22 protein-coding genes and 1 tRNA gene are annotated in these 23,822 nt (G+C 71.0%); all 23 read left to right on the plus strand.

Annotated features, from left to right (window positions below; genetic code table 11):
* Positions 1-12 precede the first annotated feature (12 nt).
* The 23 genes from ISP_RS09915 to ISP_RS10025 all read left to right on the plus strand — a co-directional run bounded on the left by ISP_RS09915 (position 13) and on the right by ISP_RS10025 (position 23,481).
* Positions 13-1,275, plus strand: coding sequence for an ABC transporter substrate-binding protein (locus ISP_RS09915; protein WP_013223746.1), 1,263 nt, complete (start codon positions 13-15; stop codon positions 1,273-1,275).
* Positions 1,272-2,228 (plus strand): carbohydrate ABC transporter permease, encoded by a 957-nt coding sequence (locus ISP_RS09920; RefSeq protein WP_013223747.1) that lies wholly within the window; start codon positions 1,272-1,274, stop codon positions 2,226-2,228. Before ISP_RS09915 ends, ISP_RS09920 begins: the two co-directional genes overlap by 4 nt.
* On the plus strand, positions 2,228-3,061 hold the full coding sequence (locus ISP_RS09925; RefSeq protein ID WP_013223748.1) for a carbohydrate ABC transporter permease: 834 nt from the start codon (positions 2,228-2,230) through the stop codon (positions 3,059-3,061). Before ISP_RS09920 ends, ISP_RS09925 begins: the two co-directional genes overlap by 1 nt.
* 176 nt (positions 3,062-3,237) lie before the next feature.
* Complete coding sequence (locus ISP_RS09930; protein WP_013223749.1) at positions 3,238-4,392, plus strand: glycoside hydrolase family 27 protein; 1,155 nt, start codon at positions 3,238-3,240, stop codon at positions 4,390-4,392.
* Positions 4,393-4,565: 173 nt separating this feature from the next.
* Positions 4,566-5,375: a CoA transferase subunit A gene (locus ISP_RS09935; RefSeq protein WP_013223750.1), complete on the plus strand. Its 810-nt coding sequence runs from the start codon at positions 4,566-4,568 to the stop codon at positions 5,373-5,375.
* Positions 5,372-6,130, plus strand: a complete 759-nt coding sequence (locus ISP_RS09940; protein WP_013223751.1) for a CoA-transferase subunit beta — start codon at positions 5,372-5,374, stop codon at positions 6,128-6,130. The genes ISP_RS09935 and ISP_RS09940 overlap by 4 nt, the downstream gene beginning before the upstream one ends.
* The gene (locus ISP_RS09945; protein ID WP_013223752.1) at positions 6,127-7,308 is read left to right on the plus strand and encodes a thiolase family protein; all 1,182 of its coding nucleotides are present in this window, start codon (positions 6,127-6,129) and stop codon (positions 7,306-7,308) included. The genes ISP_RS09940 and ISP_RS09945 overlap by 4 nt, the downstream gene beginning before the upstream one ends.
* Before the next feature lie 10 nt (positions 7,309-7,318).
* Positions 7,319-8,056: a protocatechuate 3,4-dioxygenase subunit beta gene (gene pcaH / locus ISP_RS09950; protein WP_013223753.1), complete on the plus strand. Its 738-nt coding sequence runs from the start codon at positions 7,319-7,321 to the stop codon at positions 8,054-8,056.
* Positions 8,056-8,610: a protocatechuate 3,4-dioxygenase subunit alpha gene (gene pcaG / locus ISP_RS09955; RefSeq protein ID WP_013223754.1), complete on the plus strand. Its 555-nt coding sequence runs from the start codon at positions 8,056-8,058 to the stop codon at positions 8,608-8,610. The genes pcaH and pcaG overlap by 1 nt, the downstream gene beginning before the upstream one ends.
* Complete coding sequence (gene pcaD / locus ISP_RS09960) at positions 8,610-9,392, plus strand: 3-oxoadipate enol-lactonase (RefSeq protein WP_013223755.1); 783 nt, start codon at positions 8,610-8,612, stop codon at positions 9,390-9,392. The genes pcaG and pcaD overlap by 1 nt, the downstream gene beginning before the upstream one ends.
* Entirely contained in the window at positions 9,389-9,790 is a 402-nt protein-coding gene (gene pcaC, locus ISP_RS09965; RefSeq protein ID WP_013223756.1) for a 4-carboxymuconolactone decarboxylase, read from the plus strand. Before pcaD ends, pcaC begins: the two co-directional genes overlap by 4 nt.
* Before the next feature lie 9 nt (positions 9,791-9,799).
* On the plus strand, positions 9,800-10,633 hold the full coding sequence (locus ISP_RS09970; protein WP_013223757.1) for an IclR family transcriptional regulator domain-containing protein: 834 nt from the start codon (positions 9,800-9,802) through the stop codon (positions 10,631-10,633).
* A gap of 87 nt (positions 10,634-10,720) precedes the next feature.
* On the plus strand, positions 10,721-11,302 hold the full coding sequence (locus tag ISP_RS09975) for a nucleotidyltransferase family protein (protein WP_013223758.1): 582 nt from the start codon (positions 10,721-10,723) through the stop codon (positions 11,300-11,302).
* 18 nt (positions 11,303-11,320) lie between these two features.
* The gene (locus tag ISP_RS09980; protein WP_013223759.1) at positions 11,321-12,190 is read left to right on the plus strand and encodes an AAA family ATPase; all 870 of its coding nucleotides are present in this window, start codon (positions 11,321-11,323) and stop codon (positions 12,188-12,190) included.
* A 48-nt stretch (positions 12,191-12,238) separates the two neighbouring features.
* On the plus strand, positions 12,239-14,008 hold the full coding sequence (locus ISP_RS09985) for a hypothetical protein (RefSeq protein ID WP_013223760.1): 1,770 nt from the start codon (positions 12,239-12,241) through the stop codon (positions 14,006-14,008).
* A gap of 313 nt (positions 14,009-14,321) precedes the next feature.
* Positions 14,322-14,456 (plus strand) — tRNA-OTHER (locus tag ISP_RS09990).
* A 33-nt stretch (positions 14,457-14,489) separates the two neighbouring features.
* Positions 14,490-15,602, plus strand: a complete 1,113-nt coding sequence (locus ISP_RS09995) for a vWA domain-containing protein (RefSeq protein ID WP_013223761.1) — start codon at positions 14,490-14,492, stop codon at positions 15,600-15,602.
* The gene (locus ISP_RS10000) at positions 15,595-16,707 is read left to right on the plus strand and encodes an XdhC family protein (protein WP_013223762.1); all 1,113 of its coding nucleotides are present in this window, start codon (positions 15,595-15,597) and stop codon (positions 16,705-16,707) included. The genes ISP_RS09995 and ISP_RS10000 overlap by 8 nt, the downstream gene beginning before the upstream one ends.
* A 204-nt stretch (positions 16,708-16,911) precedes the next feature.
* Positions 16,912-17,436, plus strand: a complete 525-nt coding sequence (locus ISP_RS10005) for a (2Fe-2S)-binding protein (protein WP_013223763.1) — start codon at positions 16,912-16,914, stop codon at positions 17,434-17,436.
* Positions 17,436-19,877 carry a xanthine dehydrogenase family protein molybdopterin-binding subunit gene (locus ISP_RS10010; protein ID WP_013223764.1) on the plus strand — a complete coding sequence of 814 codons (2,442 nt, stop codon included), beginning with the start codon at positions 17,436-17,438 and terminating at the stop codon, positions 19,875-19,877. The genes ISP_RS10005 and ISP_RS10010 overlap by 1 nt, the downstream gene beginning before the upstream one ends.
* Positions 19,874-20,728 carry an FAD binding domain-containing protein gene (locus ISP_RS10015; RefSeq protein ID WP_013223765.1) on the plus strand — a complete coding sequence of 285 codons (855 nt, stop codon included), beginning with the start codon at positions 19,874-19,876 and terminating at the stop codon, positions 20,726-20,728. The genes ISP_RS10010 and ISP_RS10015 overlap by 4 nt, the downstream gene beginning before the upstream one ends.
* A gap of 98 nt (positions 20,729-20,826) precedes the next feature.
* Complete coding sequence (locus ISP_RS10020) at positions 20,827-21,741, plus strand: SRPBCC family protein (protein WP_013223766.1); 915 nt, start codon at positions 20,827-20,829, stop codon at positions 21,739-21,741.
* Positions 21,742-22,257: 516 nt separating this feature from the next.
* Positions 22,258-23,481: a GGDEF domain-containing protein gene (locus ISP_RS10025; protein WP_013223767.1), complete on the plus strand. Its 1,224-nt coding sequence runs from the start codon at positions 22,258-22,260 to the stop codon at positions 23,479-23,481.
* The last annotated feature ends 341 nt before the right edge of the window (positions 23,482-23,822 follow it).

A 23,822-nucleotide genomic window follows, 5' to 3' on the forward strand; every position in this document is an offset into this window, starting at 1 on the left:
CTCGTGAGCCCCATGAATCGCAGAAGCTTCCTGGTGGGTTCCGTCCTCTTCGCCGGGGGAGCGGCCCTCGCGGGCTGCACTTCGGACCCGCTGAACAAGAACGCCGCTTCGGGGGCGAAGACCACGCTGCAGCAGTGGTACCACGCGTACGGCGAATCCGGGACGCAGCAAGCGGTCCAGCGGTACGCGCAGGAGTTCACCAAGGCCAACCCGGATATCGCGGTCAACGTCAGCTGGATCGCCGGCGACTACGAGACCAAGCTGAACTCGGCGATGCTCACCGCGCAGGCCCCGGACCTGTTCGAGCTGGGCGACTTCCGGTACCAGAACGTCAAGAACGGCCTGCTCGCGCCGCTCGACGACGTCGTCGGCCCGGTCAAGGCCGACTTCAGCCCGGCCGCGCTGGACACCGCGACCGTCGAGGGCAAGGTCTACGGCGTCAAGATGATCGACGACGTCATGATGCTGTACTACCGCAAAAGCGCACTGCAGGCGGCGGGCGTCCAGCCGCCGCGGACGTTCGCCGAGCTCCTCGAGGCGACCCGGAAGCTGACCACCGGCAAGCAGAAGGGCCTGTACGTCGGCACCGACGGTGTCGGCGAAGCGGCGACGCTCCTGCTCTGGTCGTCCGGCGGCGACTTCTTCGACTCGAGCGGCAAGAAGGTCGCGTTCGCCTCGCCCGAGGCGATCGCCGCGATCGGCGGGCTCAAGCAGCTGCACGACACCGGCGGCCTGCTCCAGGGCTACCCGACCGATTGGTCCGACCCGGGCGCGTTCGCCAACGGCGCGACCGCGATGCAGTGGGGCGGCCTGTGGTCGCTGCCGGACATCAAGAAGGCGCTGGGTGACGACTTCGGCGTCGTGGCGTGGCCGAAGTTCGGGGACGCGGGCAAGCAGGTCGCCCGCGTCGGCGGCTGGTACCAGCTGGCGAATGCGAAGTCCCAGAACCTCGATGCCGTCAAGAAGTACATCGACTGGCTGTGGATCAAGAACGCCGGTCTGCAGCAGGACTGGTGCGTCAAGTACGGCTTCCACATCCCGGCCCGCAAACAGGTCGCGGCGCGGACGACCGAGTTCTCCAGCGGGCCGGCGAAGGACGCCGTGACGATCTCGCAGCAGTTCGGCAAGTCCTACGCGGGCCTGTGGAACAAGGCGTCGGCGACGCTGTTCCTGCAGGCCGCGACGAAGATCGCGAACGGGCAGGCCGACCCGGCCGCCGAACTCGGCGACGCGGCGAAGAAGGCACAGGCCGAAGTCGACAAGCAGCTGGCATGACGGCCGTGGTGGCGGCCCCGGCGGTCCCGGTGACGCCGGCGAAGAAGCGGCGCCGGCGTCGCGACTGGCGCGCGATCGGCGCGTTCGCGGTGCTCACCGGACCGGTCGTGCTCGGGCTGGGGCTGTTCAAGTACGTCGCCATCGGCTGGAGCTTCCTGCTCAGCTTCAACGACGCCCGCGGCACCATCACGCTCGGGAACTGGATCGGCTTCGGCAACTACGCGTTCCTGCTCGGCGACGACGCCTTCCTGACGTCGCTGTCGACGATCGCGATCTTCACGGTCTTCATCGTGCCGATCACCTTCATCGCGTCGCTCGGTCTCGCGGTGCTGATCAACAGCATCCGCCGCGGCCGGGCGTTCTTCCGGACGGTGTTCCTCATCCCGGCCGCGGTGTCCTACGTCGTCGCGGCGCTGGTGTGGAAGATGGCGCTGTTCAACGGGCTGCCGTCCGGCGTCGCGAACGTCGTCGGCGGCCTGTTCGGCGCCGACCCCGTGCCGTGGCTGTCGACGACGAGCCCGCCGGTGTACTGGGTCGCGGTCGTGTCGCTGCGGCTGTGGCTGCAGGTCGGGCTGTACATGATCCTGTTCCTCGCGGGGCTGCAGGCGATCTCGCCGTCCTTGTACGAAGCGGGCGAACTCGACGGCACGACGAAGTGGCAGGCCTTCCGCTACCTCACGTTGCCGCAGCTGCGGAACACGTCCGTGGCGGTGCTGCTGCTGATCCTGATCGCCGCGTTCCAGGCGTTCGACGAGTTCTACAACCTGTTCGGCACCGGGCTTTCCGGCACGGCGACCGCGCCGGTGAAGCCGCCGCTCGTCTACCTCTACGACTCCGCGCTCGGCGACCAGAACTACGGCGTCGGTTCGGCGGGCGCGTTCCTGCTGACCGTGCTCATCGTCGTGATCACGCTGCTGCAGGGCCGGTTCGTCGGCTTCGGGAAGAAGGACTGATGGCCGTCCTGCCGGGTTACCGGAAAGCGCCGAAGTACGTCTTCGCGTCGGTGCTTTCGGTGATCTTCCTGCTGCCGTTCTACATCATGCTGCGCAACGCGCTGATGACGCGGCAACAGGTCGGCTCGCCGGACTGGTCGTGGCTGCCGGACCCGCTGTCGTGGGTCAACTTCGGCGACCTGTTCGCCGACACCTCGGTGCCGATGGCGCACTCGCTCGGGAACTCGTTCCTGGTCGCGATCGTCACGGCGCCGGTCGGCACGCTCTTCGGATCGATGGCGGGCTACGCGCTGGCCCGCATCAACGTGCCGGGGCGGCGTTTCGTCTTCACCTACGTGCTGGTCACGCTGATGATCCCGCAGTCGGTGACGTTCGTGCCGACGTTCGTCGTCGTCGGTTCGATGGGCGGGGTGAACACGGAGTGGGGCATCATCGCGCCGAACCTGTTCAGCGCGTTCACGGTGATCCTGTTCCGCAACTTCTACCTGCGGTTCCCCGTCGAGCTCGAGGAGGCCGGGCGGCTGGACGGGCTCGGCTACCTCGGCGTCTACCGGCGCCTGGTCCTGCCGAACTCGGGGAGCATGATCGCGTCGCTCGGGGCGTTGATGTTCATCGAAAGCTGGAACGCGTTCCTGTGGCCGCTGGTGATCGGGCAGGACCCGTCGTCGTGGACCGCGCAGATCGCGCTTTCGACGTTCCTGACCGCCCAGTCGGTCAACCTGCCGGCGCTGTTCGCCGGCGCTCTGGTCACCATCGCGCCGCTGGTCGCGATGTTCCTGGTCGCCCAGCGGTTCATCGTCCGCGGGATCGCGGCGAGCGGGCTCAAGGAGTAGGTCCCCCCTATCGAGGAGTGTTCAGTGAAGCGCCTCCTTTCCGTTTTCCTCGTTGTGCTCGGGCTTTCCTCGCTGGTCGTTCCACCGGCCGACGCGCGGACGTCGTTCGTGAAGCCGTTCATGGGCTGGAGCAGCTGGAGCCTCGAGTCGTCGACCCGCGCGGGTTACGGCACTTCGTGGCTGAACGAGTCGCACATCGCGACGCGGCGACCGCTCTCGCGGGCAAGCTCAAGGCCGCGGGCTACACCTACGTCGACATCGACTCGGGCTGGAACGCTTCGCTGTCCTGGGTGTTCCACACCGACGTCAACGGCATCCCCGACCCGGATCCGGTGCGGTTCCCGTCCGGGATTCCGGCGTTGGCCTCTTACGTGCACGGGCTCGGGCTGAAGCTCGGCCTGTACGCGGTCACGGGCCTCGAGAAGGAGGTCTACGACAAGAACGCACCGATCCTGGGGACGTCGTGCCACGCGCAGGACATCGCGTACCGGCCGCTGACGCCGTCGAACGGCTGGGGCGGCAACTGGAAGGTGGACTTCACGAACCCGTGCGCGCAGAAGTACTACGACTCGATCGCCGCCCGCTTCGCGTCCTGGGGTGTGGACTTCGTCAAGGTCGACGGCACGACCGCGGACAACGTCGCCGACATCAAGGCGTGGTCTGCGGCGATCGACCACTCGCGGCGGCCGATGTGGCTGACGGCCGGCGCGTGGCCGGTGCCTCGGTCCATCGGGCCCGCGCTGGCTCCCTACGCCAACGGCGTGCGCGTCGACACCGACGTCGAGTGCTACTGCGAGACGGTGTCCACTTGGGACAGCTCGGTCAAGGCGCGGTGGGCGGACCTGCCGGACTGGCTGGGGGTGTTCGGGCCGCAGTACCGGCCGGACCTGGACTCGATGCCGATCGGCAACAACACCGGGTCGGGCATCCAGGACGGGATTTCCGACGTCGAGCGACAGAGCGTGATGACGTTTTGGTCCATGGCGTCGTCACCGCTGTACGTCGGGGGAGACATCTGGTTTCTGGACGCTTCCGCGGTGTCGATCCTGACGAATCCCGAGGTCATCGTGGTCGACCAGACCGGTTCGTACCCGGCCCGGGTGACCGGCGGGAACCTCCAGGTGTGGCGGAAGCAGGCGCCGGACGGCCGGTGGTATGCCGCCGTCTACGACCTGGGTGCCACGCCGGCGGACATCACGGTGGACCTCGGGACGCCCGGGGCGCGACTGGTGCGTGACGTCGTCGCGCGCCGGGACCTCGGGCGGTTCCGGGGCTCGTGGACGGCTTCCGCCGTGCCGCCCCACGGCTCGCGGCTGATCCGGATCGGCTGACTTTTCCGCCCGAAGGGGACTTTTCTCGCTGCGCACGCGAGAAAAGTCCCCTTCGACGTGCGGGCGTCATCCATTGGGTGGAAGACGTCTGGTCGGGCCACCGGTCGCGTGCTATGTTCGGGTGCAGAACGAGTGTGCGTGATGCGAACACTCCGAACGGTGTGGAGGGTGTGATGGCGGAGCTGCTGTCGCTGGAGGAGGCCGTGGCCCGGCTGGTGCACGACGGCGACACCGTCGCGCTCGAAGGGTTCACGCACCTCATCCCGGTCGCGGCCGGGCAGGAGATCATCCGGCAGCGCCGCCGGGATCTCACGCTGGTGCGGATGACCCCGGACATCGTGTACGACCAGCTCATCGGTGCGGGCTGCGCGCGCAAGCTGATCTTTTCCTGGGGTGGCAACCCGGGCGTCGGCTCGCTGCACCGCTTCCGCGACGCCGTCCAGCACGAGTGGCCGGTGCCGCTGGAGATCGAGGAACACAGCCACGCGGGCATGGCGAACCGTTACGTCGCCGGCGCGTCCGGCCTGCCGTTCGCGGTGCTGCGCGGCTACACGGGCACCGACCTCCCGGCGCAGACCGAGACGATCAAGCCGATCACGTGCCCGTTCACCGGCGAGAAGCTGACGGCGGTCCCGGCGCTGAACCCGGACGTCTCGATCATCCACGCCCAGCGCGCCGACCGCTCCGGCAACGTCCAGATGTGGGGCATCACCGGTGTCCAGAAGGAAGCGGTGCTGGCGGCTAAGCGGTCTCTGGTGACGGTCGAGGAGATCGTCGACGAGCTGGCACCCCGCCCGGGCGCGGTCGTGCTCCCGGCGTGGGTGGTCACGGCGGTGGCCGAGGTCCCGGGTGGCGCGAAGCCGTCGTACGCGGCGGGGTACTACGAGCGGGACAACGCGGCGTACCAGGCGTGGGACAAGATCGGGCGCGACCGCGAAGAGTTCACGAAGTGGCTGAACGAGCTGACCGGGGTGAAGGCATGAGCAACCGGTACTCCGCCGACGAGATGATGAGCGTCGCGGCGGCCCGCGCCCTCGGCGACGGCATGTCCTGCTTCGTCGGCATCGGCCTGCCGAGCAAGGCGGCGAACCTCGCCCGCCGCGCGCACGCGCCGAACCTGACGCTGATCTACGAATCCGGTTGCCTGGGCGCGAAGCCGTCCCGCCTGCCGCTGTCGATCGGTGATGGCGAGCTGGCCGACACGGCGGACGCGGTGATCAGCGTGCCGGAGGTGTTCAACTACTGGCTCCAGCCCGGCCGCATCGACGTGGGCTTCCTGGGCGCGGCCCAGCTGGACAAGTTCGGCAACATCAACACGACGGTGATCGGCTCGGACTACCACGACCCGAAGGTCAGGCTGCCGGGAGCGGGCGGCGCCCCGGAGATCGCGGCATCGTGTGGCGAGGTGTTCATCGTGCTGCGCCAGAACCCGCGGGCCTTCGTGGAGAAGGTCGACTTCGTGACGTCGTTCGGCCACGGAACCGGAAAGGGCGACCGCGAGAAGCTGGGCCTCCCCGGCCGAGGCCCGACGCTGGTGGTGACGGATCTCGGCCTGCTGCGCCCCGACCCGGAGACGGCGGAGCTGACGTTGACGCAGCTCCACCCCGGCGTGGACCTCGACAGCGCCATCGCGGCCACGGGGTGGAAACTGAAGGTGTCCGACGACCTCGAGACCACCCCGGCCCCCACGGAGCAGGAGCTGACCCTCCTGCGAGACCTGGAGAAGGCAAGCGCATGACCGACGTCTACATCCTCGACGCGATCCGCACCCCGTTCGGCCGCTACGGCGGCGCGCTGGCCGGCGTCCGCCCGGACGACCTCGCCGCCGGAGTCCTGCGCGCGCTGCAGCAGCGGAACGATCTCGATCCGTCCACAGTGGATGAGGTCACCCTCGGCGACGCGAATGGCGCGGGTGAGGACAACCGCAACGTCGCCCGGATGGCCGCCCTCCTCGCCGGCTGGCCCACGACCGTCCCGGGCAGCACGGTCAACCGCCTCTGCGGCTCCGGGCTCGACGCGGCCATCCAGGCCAGCCGCGCGATCCAGGTCGGCGACGCCTCCCTCGTCGTCGCCGGCGGCGTCGAGTCCATGACCCGCTCACCGCTGGTCATGCCGAAGCCGGAGAAGGCCTTCCCGACGGGCAACCAGACGCTGTACAACACCGCGCTCGGCTGGCGCATGGTCAACCCGGCGATGCCGTCGCAGTGGACGATCTCCCTCGGCGAGTCCACCGAACAGCTCGCCGAGCGCTACGGCATCGGCCGCGACGAGCAGGACGCCTTCGCCGCCCGCAGCCACGTCAACGCCGCCAAGGCGTGGGAGGAGGGCTTCTACGACGACCTGGTCGTCCCGGTCGAGGGCGTCGACCTGGCCCGCGACGAAGGCATCCGCCCGGACTCCAGCCCCGAGAAGCTCGCCAAGCTGAAGCCCGTGTTCCGCAAGGAGAACGGCACCGTCACCGCGGGCAACGCCTCCCCGCTGAACGACGGCGCCTCGGCCCTGCTCCTCGGCGACGAAGCCGCCGCGAGCCGCTTGGACAAGGCCCCGCTCGCCCGGATCGCCGGCCGCGGCGCGGCGGGCGTCGATCCGGACGTCTTCGGCATCGGCCCGGTGCGCGCGGCGGAGATCGCCCTCGAACGCGCCGGCATCGGCTGGGAAGACCTGGCCGCGGTCGAGCTCAACGAGGCGTTCGCCGCGCAGTCCCTGGCCTGCCTGCGCGACTGGAAGGACCTCGACCCGGAGATCGTGAACACCCACGGCGGCGCGATCGCCATCGGGCACCCGCTCGGCGCGTCCGGCGGCCGGATCCTCGGCACCCTGGCGCACGACCTGCACCGCCGCGGCGGGGGCTGGGGACTCGCCGCCATCTGCATCGGCGTCGGCCAGGGGCTGGCCGTCGTCCTCGAAGGCCGGTAAGGGAGAGAACGTGGCTACTCCGACCGAATTCAGGCTGCCGCGCTACGGGGAAGACCCCGAAGGCACCCACCCGCCCCTCGACTTCAGCGGCTACGGCTCCACGGCGCTGCGGCACCCGAAGCAGGACCTCGTCCTGCTGCCACAGATGCTGACCGAGGTCACCGGCCCGCTGCTCGGGCCCGGCCGCCTCGGTGAGCACGACAACGACCTCACCCGGCAGCACGCGGGCGAACCGCAGGGCCAGCGCATCATCGTCACCGGGCGCCTCCTCGACGGCGAAGGCCGTCCGGTGCGTGACTCCCTGGTGGAGATCTGGCAGGCGAACGCGGGCGGCCGCTACCGGCACACCGGCGACCGCTGGCCGTCCCCGCTCGATCCGAACTTCGACGGCGTCGGCCGCACCCTGACCGACAGCGACGGCCGCTACACCTTCACCACCATCAAGCCCGGCGCCTACCCGTGGAAGAACCACGACAACGCCTGGCGCCCGGCGCACATCCACTTCTCGGTGTTCGGCTCGGCGTTCACCCAGCGGCTGGTCACCCAGATGTACTTCCCGGACGACCCGCTGTTCTCCCAGGACCCGATCTTCAACTCGATCCCGGACGAGAAGGCCCGGCAGCGGATGGTCTCGCGCTACGACCACGACATCACGCAGGCCGAGTGGGCGCTCGGGTTCCAGTTCGACATCGTGTTGCGCGGGCGCGACGCGTCGGTGTTCGAAGAGGAAGAGGAGGACGAAGACTGATGACCAGGCTGCTGCCCACCCCTTCGCAGACCGTCGGCCCGTACCTGTCGATCGGGCTGCCCTGGCCCGACGGCCCGCACGTCGTGCCCGAGGGCACGCCGGGCGCGTTCTGGATCCGCGGGACCGTCTACGACGGCAACGGCGACCCGGTCCCGGACGCCATGATCGAGACGTGGCAGGCCGACCCGGACGGCGGCTTCTGCCACCCGGACGACCCGCGCGGCGCGGCGAACACCGAGTTCCGCGGCTTCGGCCGCTGCCCGACGGAGACCGACGGCACCTACGGGATCCTCACCGTTCTCCCGGGCGTTCTGCCGGGTGAGGGCGGCACCACACAGGCCCGGCACATCGACGTCTCGGTGTTCGCGCGCGGCCTGCTCCACCGGGTCGTCACGCGGATCTACTTCGAGGACCAGGACAACTCCGGCGACCCGGTGCTGGCGACGGTGCCGGAGGAGCGGCGCGGCACGCTGATCGCGGCGAAGACCGGCGACGGCTACCGCTTCGACGTGCGGCTGCAGGGGGACGGCGAGACCGTCTTCTTCCGGGTGTGATGCCGGTGAGTGCCGTGAAGCTGCACCGCGTTGTGGACGGACCCGGTGACGGGCCGGTGGTCGTGTTCGGCGGGTCGCTCGGCAGCGACCTGCGGATGTGGGAGCCCCAGGTCGCGCCGCTGGTGGAGCGCGGGTTCCGGGTCGTCCGCTACGACGCGAGAGGGCACGGTGCGTCGCCGGTCCCGCCGGGTCCGTACGAGCTCGAAGACCTGGGCGCCGACGTCCTCGCGCTGCTCGACGAGCTCGGCGTCGAGCGGGCGCACCTGGTCGGCCTGTCACTCGGCGGCATGACGGGGATGTGGCTCGGCGTCCACGCGCCGGACCGGATCGCGAGCCTGGTCCTGTGCTGCACGTCCGCGAAGCTCGGTCCACCGTCGATGTGGGCGGAGCGCGCCCGCACGGTCCGCGCCGAGGGCACCGCGGCGGTGGCCGAGGCGGCCGTGAAACGCTGGCTGACCCCGGGGTTCATCGAGCGGCACCCGGACCGCGCCGAATTCCTCCGGGCGATGATCGCGGCGGTTCCGGCCGAGGGCTACGCGGCCTGCTGCGGCGTGATCGAGCGGATGGACCTGCTGGAGCTGCTCCCGAAGATCACCGCGCCCACCCTGGTCATCGCGGGGGCGGACGACCCGGCCACTTCGCCGGACGAGCACGCCCGGCCGATCGCCGAGGGCATCCCCGGCGCGCGGCTGGAGGTCGTGGCGAACGCCGCGCACCTGGGCAGCTTCGAGCAGCCGGCGGAGTTCACCCGGCTGATCCTGGACCACTTGGAGCGAGCGTGACGGACCGCCACGAGCAGGGCATGAAGGTGCGGCGCGAGGTGCTCGGCGACGAGCACGTCGACGGCGCGGTCGCGGGCACCACGGACTTCAGCCGCCCGTTCCAGGACTACATCACCGAGGGTGCGTGGGGTTCGGTGTGGGCCCGCGACGGCCTGGACCGCCGCACGCGCAGCTGCGTGACGCTGGCGGCGCTGACGGCGCTGCAGGCGCACAACGAGCTGGCGATGCACGTCCGGGCGGCGGTCCGCAACGGCCTGACGGCGGCGGAGATCAGCGAGGTCCTGCTGCACACGGCGGTCTACGCCGGAGCGCCGGCGGCGAACGCGGCGTTCGCCATCGCCCAGCGCACCCTGGCCGAGCTCGGCGAGCCGAGCGCCCGGCCCGCCGACGCCGGATAGGGTGCCGGCATGGACGTGACGAGGCCGCCGTTGGACGTCCGGCTGGACAGCGAACCGGCGCACCGCGGTGCCCACCACGTGCAGTCGCTGGAGCGCGGGCTGGCCGTGATCAAGGCATTCCACGCGGGCGCGTCCGAGCTGACGTTGAGCGACGTGGCCCGCGCGACGGGCCTCACCCGCGCGGCGGCGAGACGGTTCCTCCTGACCCTGGCCGACCTGGGCTACGTCCGCACCGACGGCAAGTACTTCTCGCTGACGGCCCGGGTGCTGGAGCTGGGTTACGCGTACTTGTCGAGCATGACGCTGCCGGAGGTGGCCCAGCCGCACCTGGAGCACCTGTCCGCGGGCGTCCACGAGTCGAGCTCGGTCTCGGTACTGGAGGGCACCGACATCGTGTACGTGGCGCGGGTGGCGGTCTCCCGGATCATGACGGTGAGCATCAACGTGGGCACCCGCTTCCCGGCGCACGCGACATCGATGGGCCACGTCCTGCTCGCGGGGCTCACCGAGGCGCAGCTGGAGGAGTACTTCCTGGTGGCGAGCCTGGACCGCCTGACGGACCACACGGTGACGGCCCCCGATCGGCTGCGCACGGAGCTGGCCAAGGTGGCCGCCCAGGGCTGGGCGATGGTGGACCAGGAGCTGGAGGAAGGCCTCCGGTCGGTGGCAGCCCCGATCCGCGGCCGCACGGGCCGGGTGGTGGCAGCGGTGAACTTGTCGACCCACGCAAGCCGCACCACGGCGGAGTCGGTGCAGAAGGACCTGCTGCCGTCCCTGCTGGAGACGGCCCGGGCCATCGAAGCGGACCTGGCGGTCGGCGCCCCGGACCACGCCCGTGGCTGAGCCGCCGCCCCGAACGGTGCCGATGGCCGAGCAACCGGCACCAGCGGCCGCCACCGTCCTGACCGTCGCCCCGGCAGGGGCGTCCTCATGACCAGTCCGGTTGCCGGGCTGCTGCTCGCCGCCGGTGCCGGGCGCCGGTTCGGGGGACCGAAAGCCCTCGTCGAAGTCGACGGGGAGCCGCTCGTCCTCCGTGCTCTCCGCACGCTGACCGCCGCCGGGTGTGCTCCCGTTCGGGTCGTCGTCGGGGCCTCCGCCGATGAAGTGCGGGCCCTCCTGCCCGATCCCGCTCTAGCCGTCGAAGCCGAAGATTGGGCGACCGGCATGGGCGCCTCCCTGCGCGCCGGCCTGGCCGCCCTCGACAGCACCGAGCACTCCGTCGCCGCGCTCGTGCACCTCGTCGATCTCCCGTGGGTGGGCCCCGACATCCTCGCCCGGGTCGCCGCCCGCGCCTCCGCCGAAACCGTCGCCCGGGCGGCCTACGACGGCGTTCCCGGCCACCCCGTGCTGCTCGGCCGCCGCTGGTGGGGGGAGATCGCCGACACCGCGCGGGGGGACCGCGGTGCCCGGGACTGGCTCGCCACCCGCGCCGATCTCACCTTGATCGAGTGCGGTGACCTCGGCATCGGCCGGGACGTCGACCGCCCCGGTGATCTGGCGGGCCCCGCGTGACGACCTACGATCGACAGCGTGACGGACTCGCCCGAAGAACTCGCCGCCGCCCTCGATGCGACCGGTTACCTCGCCGATGACGGGCTTGCGACCGCCGGCTTCCTCGCCCTGCGGATGGGCCGCCCGCTCTTCTGCGAGGGCGAGCCCGGCACCGGCAAGACGTCACTGGCCATGGCCCTGGCCACCGCACTGGAGCGGCCGCTCATCCGCCTCCAGTGCCACGAAGGCATCGACGCCGCCCAGGCCCTCTACGAATGGGACTTCCCGCGCCAGCTCCTGCACCTGCGCGCGCTCGAGGCGGCCGGCGAGGGGCGCCTCGACGTCGAGGCCGCGGAGCGCTCGCTCTACACCGAGCGGTTCCTGCTGGCCCGGCCCCTGCTGCAGGCCCTGATCACCACCCCGTGCGTCCTGCTGATCGACGAGATCGACCGCGCCGACGACGAGTTCGAAGCCTTTCTCCTGCAGCTGCTCGACGAACACGCCGTGACCATCCCCGAGTACGGCGAGGTCCGCGCCGAGCATCCGCCGCTGGTGGTCCTCACCTCCAACCGGACCCGCGAGGTGCACGACGCGCTCAAACGCCGCTGCCTCTACCACTGGCTGGAACACCCGGACCTGGTGCGGGAGGTGGAAATCCTCCGCCGTAGGATCCCGCGGGTAAGTGAAGCTCTGGCTCGGCAAATCGCTGAAGCGGTGCATCGGCTCCGGGAAATGGACCTGCTGAAACCGCCGGGAGTAGCGGAGTCGCTTGATTGGGCGCGCGCTCTATTGACTCTTCAGCGTGACGAGCTGGACGCGGCAACGGCGGCACGAACGCTCGGAGCCGTCCTGAAATACAGCGAAGACCTCGACCGGGTCAGGGCGAAACTCGACGCCTTGTTCGCCTGACCGCCCGGGTCGGGGGCCGGGTGGGTCGAAGCGAGGGAGAACCTGCGGATGAGCGTGGCGGAGACGACGGAGACCAGGCCGCCGTCGGAAACTGAGCCCGATCGGCCGGGGCCGGCCGGGCCGGCGACCGCCGGGCGGGGCTGGCCGGGGAAGCTCGCCGCGGTGGCCGCGGTCCTCGGTGGCACCGCGCTGATCGCCGTGCACGCCTCGCTCTACGGTCACTGGCTGATCGACGACTCGGCCATCACGTTCGCGTACTCGCGCAACGTCGCCGACGGCTTCGGGCCGGTGCTCCAGCCCGGCGCCGCGCCGGTCGAGGGGTACTCCAACCCGACCTGGATGATCCTGCTCGCCCTCGGCAAGCTCGTCGGCCTGTTCGACCACGGCACGCTCTTCGGCGTCTCCGACCAGATCCTCTTCCCGAAGGCGCTCGCACTGGCCTGCTGCCTGGGCGTCCTCGTGCTGTTCTACGCCGGCGCGAAGGTGCTCAGCCGCCGCCCGGCCCTGATCACCTTCGTCGCCGGGGCCGCGCTCGCCGCGATCCCGTCGTTCGTCATCTGGTGCTTCTCCGGGCTGGAGAACTCCTTCTACGCGCTCACGGTCGCGGCCCTCGCGGTGCTGATCCTGCGCGCCTCCCACAGCGGCCGGCTCCTCGACACCCAGGTCGCCGTCGGCACCGGGCTGATCGCCATGCTCGCCGCGCTGACCCGGCCCGACGGGATCATCTACGCCGGCGCGTACCCGATCGTCGTCCTGCTGTTCCTCAAGCGGGAACTGCTCGGCCGCAGCGTCCGCGCGGTCGTTCTCTCCGTTGTCGGCTTCGCCGTCCCGTACGGCGCCTACCTGGTCTTCCGCTGGGTCGAATTCGGCCGCCTGGTCCCCAACACCGCCGTCGCGAAGGGGCAGGAGCCGCCGACGGTCGAGGACCTCGCCCGGCCCGGCGAGATCGTCTCCTACGTCGGCTGGCTGATCGTCGCGGTCGCGGTCGCGTGCCTGGTGCTGCTGCTGGTCCGCCCGTCGCGCCTGCGCACCGGGCTGATCGCCCTGCTGGTGCCGTTCGGCCTCACCGTGGTCGCCTACATCGTGCTCGAGTTCGACTGGATGGGGCAGCTGCGGTTCGCCACCCCGGTCTGGACGCTCGGCGCGTTCGGCGGCGCGATCGTGGTCGTCGAGGCGCTGGCCGCGGCCCGCCTGCGCGGCCGGATCGTGCTCGCCTGCCTGCTCGTGGTGGCGCTGGTCAGCTCGGTGAGCGGGCTCTACGACCAGGGCACCTCCTACCGCGCCAACGTCAAGACGGCGATGTGCATCGTCGCCGAGCGCGACGCCCGGACCATCAACGGCCTCGCGGACATCCTGAAGCTGCCCGACTCCGCCCGGGTCGGCCTGATCGACCTCGGCGGGACGTCGCTGGGCAGCCGCATCCGGGTGCTCGACCTGGCCGGCCTCGGCGACAAGCAGGTCGCCGACTACCTGCACGAGTCGGATGTGACCGGCGTCCGCAACCTCGTCTTCAACCAGGCCAAGCCCGAGCTGATCACGTTCATCGGTTCGTGGATCACCACGCTGGGCTTCGACCAGGACTCGCGGTTCGAGCGCGAATACGCGACGATCTTCGTCAACCCGCCGATCGGCAACCTGACCGTCGATTCGCGCAACTGGGTCAGCTACCACGTCCGGCGTGACCTGATCGACGACGCGAAGCTCGCGGAACTCAAGGCCTACACCCAGAAGACCCTGCCGCCGCTCCTGGAGCTGAACAAGGGGGCGGGGCTGCGGGGCTGCGCGAACATCCAGCCCGGCTTCAAGGCCGCTGCCTGACCGCGACACCCGGCGCCCGCCTCGATGGTCCACAAAGGACCAGCGAGGCGGGCGTTTTTAATTGCGTTGCCGCTCCCGGCGGACTCGGGCATCCTTCTTTTCACCAGCACAGCACGCCCCACCGAGAGGAGGAGATCGTGACCAGACGGCAAGACCGGAACTCCCGCGGCGCGATCTCCCGCGTCGTTCGCTGAAATTCCCTTTTCTTTCCGAAGAGCTCTTCGCGCCCACCCGCCGCTACCTTGGGTCGGCCGCGGCGAAGAGCGCGGTCTGCGCGCCTGCCCGGGGAGGGGTGCGTGCGCAGACCGCCCTTGTCCCGGTAGCTCAGCAGGACAGAGCGCGGCATTGCCACGGGGGTCCAGGGGGCTCGCCCCCTGGCCGGGGTCTGGGGCTGGGCCCCAGCCAGACGAGCACGCCGAGGTCCGAGGTTCGACTCCTCGCCGGGACACAACAGCTGGGCAAACGAGCGCACAATGGACGGGTGACCACTGCCGCCGATCCCGTCGCCGGGTACGCCGGGTTCGCCGCCGCGTTGCGCGAAGCCGGTGTCGCCTGCGACGCCCATCGCGTGCAGGCCTACCTCACCGCCGTCGCCGAGATCGACGTCGCCGAGCCCACCCGGCTGTACTGGGCGGGACGGCTGACGCTCTGCTCGAGCCCCGACGACCTCCCGTGCTACGAAGAAGCCTTCAGCCAGTGGTTTTCCATCGAGACCAGCACTCCGAAGCGTGCGACGTCCGCTGCGCCGAAGAAGGCCAGGATCGCCCCGCTGGCCGCCGCGGAAGGCACGGATACCGAGGGCGGCGAAGGCTCTGACAAGCTGAAAGTCGCCGCCAGTGCCCACGAAGTCCTCCGCCATCGCGACCTCGCCGAGCTGACCACCGCCGAACGCGAGCACCTCCGCGAGCTGCTGGCCACCCTGAAGCCCGCGCTCCCGCGGCGCCCGGCCGCCCGGCGGACGCCGTCCCGGCGTGGCCGCCTCGATCCCTCGCGCACGCTGCGCGCCATGCTGGCCAGCGGCGGCGAACCCCTCAAGCTCGTGCACGCCCGCCGCGGCAGCCGGCCGCGGCGGGTGGTGCTGCTCATCGACGTCTCCGGTTCGATGAGCCCGTACGCCGACGCCCTGCTGCGGTTCGCCCACGTCCTGACGCGGGCCGCGCCGCCGTCCGTCGAGGTGTTCACGCTCGGCACGCGGCTGACCCGGGTGTCGCGCCAGCTGCGGCAGCGCGACCCGGAACGCGCGATGCTCGCGGCGGGCTCGGCCGTGCCGGACTTCGCCGGCGGGACCCGGCTCGGCGAGACGCTCCAGGCGTTCCTCGACCGCTGGGGCCGGCGCGGGGTGGCGCGCCGCGCCGTGGTCACCGTGTTCTCCGACGGCTGGGAACGCGGCGACACCGGCCTGCTCGGCGAGCAGCTCGCGCAGCTGCGGCGGCTCGCGCACGCCGTATTCTGGGTGAATCCGCACGCCGGCCGCGCGGGGTACGCTCCGGTCCAGTCGGGCATCGTGGCCGCGCTGCCCCACATCGACCGGCTCCTGGCCGGGCACAGCCTGGCCACCTTGGAACGACTGCTCGGGGAGATTTCCGATGCGTGACGTACTGGACGACGTGTTCCGCCGCTGGTCCGCCGGCGAGACCGTCGGGCTCGGCACCGTGGTCGCCACCTTCTCGTCGGCGCCGCGCGCGCCGGGCGCCGCGATGGTCGTCGCGCCGGACGGCACGGTCGCCGGCAGCGTGTCCGGCGGCTGCGTCGAAGGCGCGGTCTACGAGCTCGCGCAGGAGGTCGTCGCCGAGCGCAAGCCGGTGCTGCAGCGCTACGGCGTCACCGACGACGACGCCTTCGCGGTCGGCCTGACCTGCGGCGGGATCATCGACATCTACGTCGAGCACGTCGACCGCGACTCGATGCCGGAGCTCGGCGACGTCGTCGCCTCGGTGCGCGGCGGCGAGCCGGTCGCGGTCGTCACGATCATCGAGCACGAACGCGAGGGCCTGGTCGGCGAGCACATGATCGTCTGGCCGGATCGCATCGCGGGCTCGCTCGGCTCGTCGCGGATGGACGACGCGGTGGCCGACGACGCGCGCGGCCTGCTGGCCAGCGGCCGCACCGGCACGCTGCACTACGGCCCGGACGGGCAGCGCCGCGGCGAGGGCATGGCGGTGTTCGTCAACTCCTTCGAGCCGCCGCCCAGGCTCCTGGTCTTCGGCGCGATCGACTTCGCCGCCGCGATGGCGCGCATGGGCGCCTACCTCGGCTACCAGGTCACGGTCTGCGACGCGCGGCCGGTGTTCGCCACCACCAGCCGGTTCCCGGACGCGCACGACGTCGTCGTCGACTGGCCGCACCGCTACCTGCAGGCCGAGGCGGACGCCGGCCGGATCGACCGGCGCACGGCGATCGCGGTGCTGACCCACGACCCGAAGTTCGACGTGCCGCTGCTGGAGGTCGCGCTGCGCCTGGACGTCGGGTACGTCGGCGCGATGGGGTCCCGCAAGACCCACGACGACCGGTTCGCGCGCCTGCGGGAAGCGGGGATCACCGAGGCGGAGCTGGAAAGGCTGTCGTCGCCGATCGGGCTCGATCTGGGCGCGCGCACGCCGGAGGAGACGGCCGTGTCGATCGCGGCGGAGATCATCGCGCTGCGGTGGGGCGGCGGCGGTAAGCGCCTCGCCGAGCTCTCGGGACGCATTCACGGCTGAATACCCCGACCGGGTGCACAAAGTTCACCCATCCGGACTTCCGCACCTACGGAGTTGCGCCCGCGCATCGACGCGCATCTGCGGAACGGGTAGTTGAACGTGTGACATCAGGGCTTGTCGGCGCGAAGGTCGCGTAGCACGCTCGGGTTTGTGAGCCCGATCACTGTCGGGCGGGCCGTTCCCGAACCGGCTTTTGGAGGCCTGATGCGCATCACCGTCACCGTCGACGGGACGAAGTACACCGACGAAGTCGAACCCCGCACCCTCCTCGTGCACCACCTGCGAGAGCGGCTCGGCAAGGTCGGCACCGTCGTCGGCTGCGACACCAGCAACTGCGGCGCCTGCACCGTCCACCTCGACGGGCACAGCGTGAAGTCCTGCTCCGTGCTGGCCGTGCAGGCCGACGGCTGCGAGGTCACCACCGTCGAGGGCCTCGCCCGCGACGGCAAGCTGCACCCGGTCCAGCAGGCGTTTCACGACAACCACGCCCTGCAGTGCGGGTTCTGCACGCCGGGGATGATCATGCAGTCGATCGACCTGCTGGCCGACAACCCCGACCCGGACGAGCAGGCCGTCCGCGAGGGCCTCGAAGGCAACCTCTGCCGCTGCACCGGCTACCAGAACATCGTCCGCGCGGTCCGCGACGCCGCGCAGCAGATGAGCCCCGGAGCCGGGCCCGAAGCCGAGCGGATCGCCGAGAACAAGCACGTCGGCGTGGGTGGTGACTGATGACCGCCACGATCGAACCGGAGGTCGGGAAGTCCCGCCGCCGCAAGGAGGACGAGCGGCTGATCACCGGCCGCACCCGCTGGACCGACAACATCACGCTGCCCGGCCTGCTGCACATGGCGGTCCTGCGCAGCCCGTTCGCGCACGCCAAGATCGTCTCCATCGACACGTCGGCGGCGAAGAGCGCGCCGGGCGTCATCGCCGTCTACACCGCGAAGGACCTCGACCCGGACGGCTCGGTCGGCATGCCCTGCGCGTGGCCGATCACGCCGGACATGAAGGCGCCGCGCCGTCCGGTGCTCGCCTCCGACACGGTCAACTTCGCCGGTGAAGGCGTCGCGGTCGTCGTCGCGCGGTCGTCGGCCGAAGCGCACGACGCGCTCGAGGAGATCGACGTCGAATACGACGAGCTGCCGGTCGTCCTCGACATGGAAGCGGCCATCGCCGACGGCGCCCCGCTGGTCCACGAGGACCTGGGCACCAACACGAGCGCGGTCTGGAAGTTCGACTCCGCGGAGGCCGGCACCGGCGGCAACGTCGAGGACGCGATCAGCTCGTCGGAGGTCGTGCTCAAGCGCCGCTTCCGCCAACAGCGGCTCGTCCCGGCGTTCATGGAGCCGCGTGCCTGCGTCGTCGATCCGACCAGCACGCAGATCACCATGTGGTCGGCCACGCAGGTGCCGCACATCCTGCGCGTGATGTCGGCGCTGACGCTCGGCATCCCCGAGCACAAGCTGCGCGTGATCGCCCCGGACGTCGGCGGCGGCTTCGGCGGCAAGATCGGCGTCCTGCCGGAAGAGATGATGTCGCTGCTCGTCGCGCAGAAGCTCGGCAAGCCGGTCAAGTGGAACGAGACGCGGTCGGAGACGATGCTGGCCGCGCACCACGGCCGCGACCAGATCCAGGACATCACCATTTCCGCGACCCGCGACGGCCAGGTCACCGGCCTCAAGGTCGAGCTGCTCGCCAACCTCGGCGCGTACAACGGCCTCGTCGGGCCGGGCGTCCCGATCCTCGGCGCGTTCATGTTCAACGCGATCTACAAGATCCCGGCGTACCACTTCGCGTGCACCAACGTGTACACGACGACGACACTGACCGACGCCTACCGCGGCGCCGGCCGCCCGGAGGCGACGTTCGCGATCGAGCGGATCATGGACGAGCTCGCCGTCGAGCTCGGCATGGATCCGATGGAACTGCGCGAAAAGAATTGGATCAAGCACGAGGAATTCCCGTTCACGACCGTGTGCGGGCTGACCTACGACTCCGGCAACTACGAGGCCGCCACCGAGAAGGCCAAGCAGCTCTTCGACTACGACGGCCTGCGCGCCGAGCAGGAAAAGCGCCGCGCGTCGAAGGACAAGGTCCAGCTCGGCATCGGCATCTCGACGTTCACCGAGATGTGCGGCCTCGCGCCGTCCCGGGTGCTCGGCTCGCTCGACTACGGCGCCGGCGGCTGGGAGTACGCCTCGATCCGGATGCTGCCCACCGGCAAGGTCGAGGTCACCACCGGCGCGTCCGCGCACGGCCAGGGCCACGAGACGGCGTGGAGCCAGATCGTCGCCGACCAGCTGGGTGTCGCGTTCGAGGACGTCGAGATCCTGCACGGCGACACGCAGTCGTCGCACAAGGGCATGGACACCTACGGCTCGCGCTCGCTGGTGGTCGGCGGGATCGCCGTCATCAAGGCCGCGGAGAAGGTGATCGCCAAGGCCAAGCCGATCGCGGCGCACCTGCTCGAATGCGCCGAGGACGACCTCGAGTTCGCCGGCGGCAAGTTCACGGTGAAGGGCACCGGGACGTCCACGACCATGGGCGACGTCGCGCTCGCGGTGTTCGCGGCGCACAACCTCCCGGACGGGGTCGAGCCGTCGCTCGACTCGGACGCCACGTTCGACCCGGAGAACTTCTCGTTCCCGCACGGCACGCACCTGTGCGCCGCCGAAGTGGACACCGAGACCGGCCGGATCAAGCTGCGCTCGTACGTCTGCGTCGACGACGTCGGGGTCGCGGTGAACCCGCTGATCGTCGAGGGCCAGGTGCACGGCGGGCTCGCGCAGGGCATCGCGCAGGCGCTGTTCGAGGGCACCGAGCACGATGAGAGCGGCACGCTCACCACCGGCACGTTCGCCGACTACCTGCTGCCGTCGGCGGCCGACCTGCCGTCGTTCACCACCGACCGCACGGAAACCCCGTCGACGACGAACCCGCTCGGCGCCAAGGGCGTCGGCGAGGCGGGCACCATCGCGTCCACCCCGGCGGTGGTCAACGCGGTGATCGACGCCGTCCGGCACTTCGGCGTCGACGACATCGAGATGCCGTTGACGCCGATGCGGGTGTGGCACGCCATCCAGCACGGCACCACCGACGCGGGCGGCCCCGGCCGCGGCGAAGCGGGCGGCGGTCTCGGTTCCATCGACGCCACCGGAGGTGCGCAGTGATCCCGGCTCCCTTCGACTACGTCCGCCCGTCCACAGTGGACGAAGCGGTGCAGGCGCTGGCCTCGGCGGGCGAGGACGCCAAGGTGCTGGCCGGCGGGCAGAGCCTGCTGCCGGTGCTGCGGATGCGGCTCGCGGCGCCGACCACGCTGATCGACCTCGGGCGCATCGCCGAACTGCGCGGCGTCCGCGAGGACGGCGACACACTGGTGATCGGCGCGATGACGACGCACTACGACGTCCAACGGGACGCCTTGGTGGCTTCGCACGCGGCGCTGCTCAAAGAGGCGACGGACACGGTGGCCGACCCGCAGATCCGCCACCGCGGCACGCTCGGCGGCGCGATCGCCCACGCCGACCCGGCCGGTGACCTGCTGGCGCCGGTGCTGGCGCTGGAGGCTTCGCTGGTGGTGGCCGGGCCGTCGGGGCGCCGGACGGTGCCGGCCGCGGACTTCTTCCGCGACCTGTTCACCACCGCGCTGGCCTCGGACGAGCTGCTGGTCGAGATCCGCATCCCCAAGCAAACGGGGTGGCGGGTGCACTACGAGAAGTTCAACCGCGTCGCCCAGGCGTGGTCGATGGTCGCGGTCGCGGTCACCGTCCGCACCGAGGCCGGCGTCATCGAGGAAGCTCGTGTCGCGCTGACGAACATGGGTTCGACACCGGTCCGGGCAGCCGGTGTCGAGGCGGCGCTGGTCGGCGTCCACGCCTCGGCGGACTCGATCGCGGCGGCGGCATCGCACGCGGCGGAGGGCACGAATCCGCCGGTCGACAGCAACGCCGACGTCGAATACCGCCGTCACCTCGCGGAGGTGCTGACGGGCCGCGCGATCGCGGCGGCGGCCGGCTCCTGACGCGCGCCCCGGGGCCGCGCTCGGTCGGCGAGCCGCGGCCCCGGGGCGGCTAGGGTGGGGTGCGGACACCCCAGGTTCGGCAGAAAGGAGGTCGGCCCGTGCGGCTCGACCACGAATTCACCGTCCCGGCTCCGATCGGCGAGGTCTGGCAGGCGGTCGTCGACCCCGAGCGCGTCGCCCCCTGCATGCCGGGCGCGACGCTGACCAAGGTCGAGGGCGACAAGTTCAGCGGAACGGTGAAGGTCAAGCTGGGCCCGATTTCTTTGCTGTACAAGGGGAACGGTGAGTTCCTCGAGAAGGACGAAGCCGCCCGCAAGGTGACGATCAAGGCTTCGGGCAAGGATTCCCGCGGAGCCGGCACGGCGGCGGCAACGGTGACGCTGACGTTGACGGAGGCGGACGGCGGAACCCACGGATCGGTGGCCACCGACCTGGCGATCACGGGCAAGCCGGCCCAGTTCGGCCGCGGGTTGATCAGCGAGGTGGGTGGCAAGATCCTCGACACGTTCGCGGGCTGTTTGTCGGGCAAGCTGGCCCCGCCGGAGGGCGCTGCGTCGGCTGCCCCTGCCGCGCAGAGGGCTTCGGCGGGGGATGCGCCGGCGACGGAGACCGCGGCGCAGGGTGCCCGAGCCGGGAACGCCCCAGCGCCGGGGAGTGCGGCGGCAGCCCCTGCCGCGGCGGCGGCCGCCCAGCCTGCGGCCGCCCAGCCGGTGGCCGCGCCGGCCGCGAAGCCGGTGGCCGAGCAGGGGGCGCCGACGGCCACGTCCGAGCCGGTGGCCAAGCCGCAGCCGGCGGTCAAGCCGGCGCCGACCACCCCGGAGATCAACACGGAGCCGAAGCCCAAGCCGGCGGACCGCCCGGCGTTGCACAGCGTCCCGGCACCCCCGGAGACCGAAGCGATCGACCTGCTCGACTACGCGGGCAAGTCGGTGCTCAAGCGGGTGGCCCCGGTACTGGCCGCGATCGCGGCGGTGGCCGGCCTGGTGGCAATCGTCCGAGCGCTCCGCAAGTGAGCCGGCTCGTGTGGACGGCACGAGTCGGCGGGCCCCGCTGAGCCGTTGAGCTGCGCCGGTCTGCTCGGCGCAAGTAGCCAGCGACGGCGGTACGGGTGGAGTGCCGTGTTGGTGAGCCGCTGAACTGTGCCGGTGTGGTTGTCGGCAGGGGTGTGGGCCGCGATTTCCCGCCGGTGGTGTCGTCGCTGCGGTGGGCGGTCTGGTGGTTGGCGTTCGCGTTGCGCACAGGGCCGGGCGGGGTGGATTTGCCCCCGATGGGAGCTGCCGGTGCGGCGCTGACCTGCGTTGATCTACTTTAGGCAAGTCTTTGCGCCGGTGCGTTGCCGGCAATTCCCCCGGATTGGCCACGCCGGTCGCCGGAACGGCTACGCTGGGCTACCTGGTCGGCCGAACTTCGCGCAAGGGGTACGTCACGATGCCGGTTCGTCGCGTCTGTGGCCTCGGCTCTTGAGAGCCCAGGCCGCCGGGCGCCGGGAAGCGCTTTCCGCCTGGCCGGGCTGGCCCGCGCGATGGGCGATGTGGGGTGGTGCGAAGACCCGCTGGATCACCTACGCCCTCGGCTGCGAACTGCTCGCCGTCGCCGCGACCGGGGCGGCGCTGGCCAGCGGATTCGGCGGCCCCGTGCGTCCGGGGTGGTTTGCCGTGCTCGTCGCCCTCGGCGTGGCTCAGGCCGAGATGTCGCGCCGCATCGAGCGGGTGCGGCGGTGGATGAGCGGGCAGATGCACATCAACGTCACCTCCGTCTGGTACCTCGCCGGTGTCGTCCTGCTCCCGCCGGCGTGGGTGGCGCTGCTCGCCGTCGTGCTCTACACACACCTGTGGGTGCGAGTGTGGCGACAGGTCCGTACGCGGCCTGCCCACCGCTTCGTGGCGAGCACGGCGTGGGCGATGCTCTCCTGTTTCGCTGCTTCCTCCGTTCTTGCGGTGTCCGGTTTGCACGCGACGCCGCTGCAGACGCCGCGCGGGTTGTTCGCGCTCTGCCTGGCGGCCGCGGTGTTCGAGCTGGTGAACGTCGGCCTGGTGGCGGCCGGCATCTACCTGTACACCAGCCAGCGCTCGGTGGCCGACCTGATCGGCACGTGGGAGGACAACGCCTTCGAGCTGGCGACCCTCTGCCTGGGCGGGCTCGCCGCACTCGCGTTGGTTGAGCAGCCGGTGCTGGTGGTGTTCGTCGTGGCGCCGTTGCTGCTGCTGCACCGGTATCTGCTGTTGAAGCAGCAGCTGCAGGTCGCGGCCGTCACGGACGAGAAGACCGGGCTGCTCAACACCGCGGGCTGGCACGAATCAGCGACGCGCGAGCACGCCCGTGTGCAGCGCCGCGGCGCCACGGGCGGCTTCGCGGTGCTGATGATCGACCTGGACCACTTCAAGCGCATCAACGACACCTACGGTCACCTGACCGGCGACGACGTGCTGGCGGCGGTCGCGGTGGCGATCTCCGGATCGGTGCGCCAGGGCGACACGGTGGGCCGGTTCGGCGGTGAGGAGTTCGTGGTGCTGCTGCCGGGCATCGGCCGCGCGGACGTGCTGGCGATCGCCGAGCGGGTGCGGGTGGCGGTGGGCGAGCTGAACGTGGTGATCTCGACGGGTACGGGGACGGTCCGGGTGAGTGGCCTTTCGGTATCGATCGGGGTCGCGCGGCACCCGGACGCCGGGCCCAGCCTCGATGACGTGCTCCGCGCTGCCGACGCGGCGCTGTATCGGGCCAAGGAGGCCGGCCGGAACCGGGTCGCGGTCTGAGGCGTTCTGGCGCGGGAAGCGCCGGAGGTCGGCTTCCGCCGGTGGGGTCGGCGGGCGCCGTGCCTTGCGGGGCGGAAGGCGGGCGCCACTCGAGGTAAGTGCGGCTCGGCCGGAGGCTGGCTGGGGTGCGGGCTTGCCGGAGGGTAGGCCGGTTGGGGTCGGCTGAAGTGTGGCGCGGGTAGGGGGCGGCCGGACAGCGGCCGGGTGGCGGCTTGGCCGGAGAGTGGCGCGGGGTGGGGGCTCGGTCGGAGAGTGGCTCGGGGTGGGAGCTTGGCAGAAGTCTGGCTGGGGGCGGGGACCAGCCGAAGAGCGGCTCGTGACGGGAGCGGCGAGTAACTGCC

This window comes from Amycolatopsis mediterranei, assembly GCF_026017845.1.
GTDB lineage: Bacteria > Actinomycetota > Actinomycetes > Mycobacteriales > Pseudonocardiaceae > Amycolatopsis > Amycolatopsis mediterranei.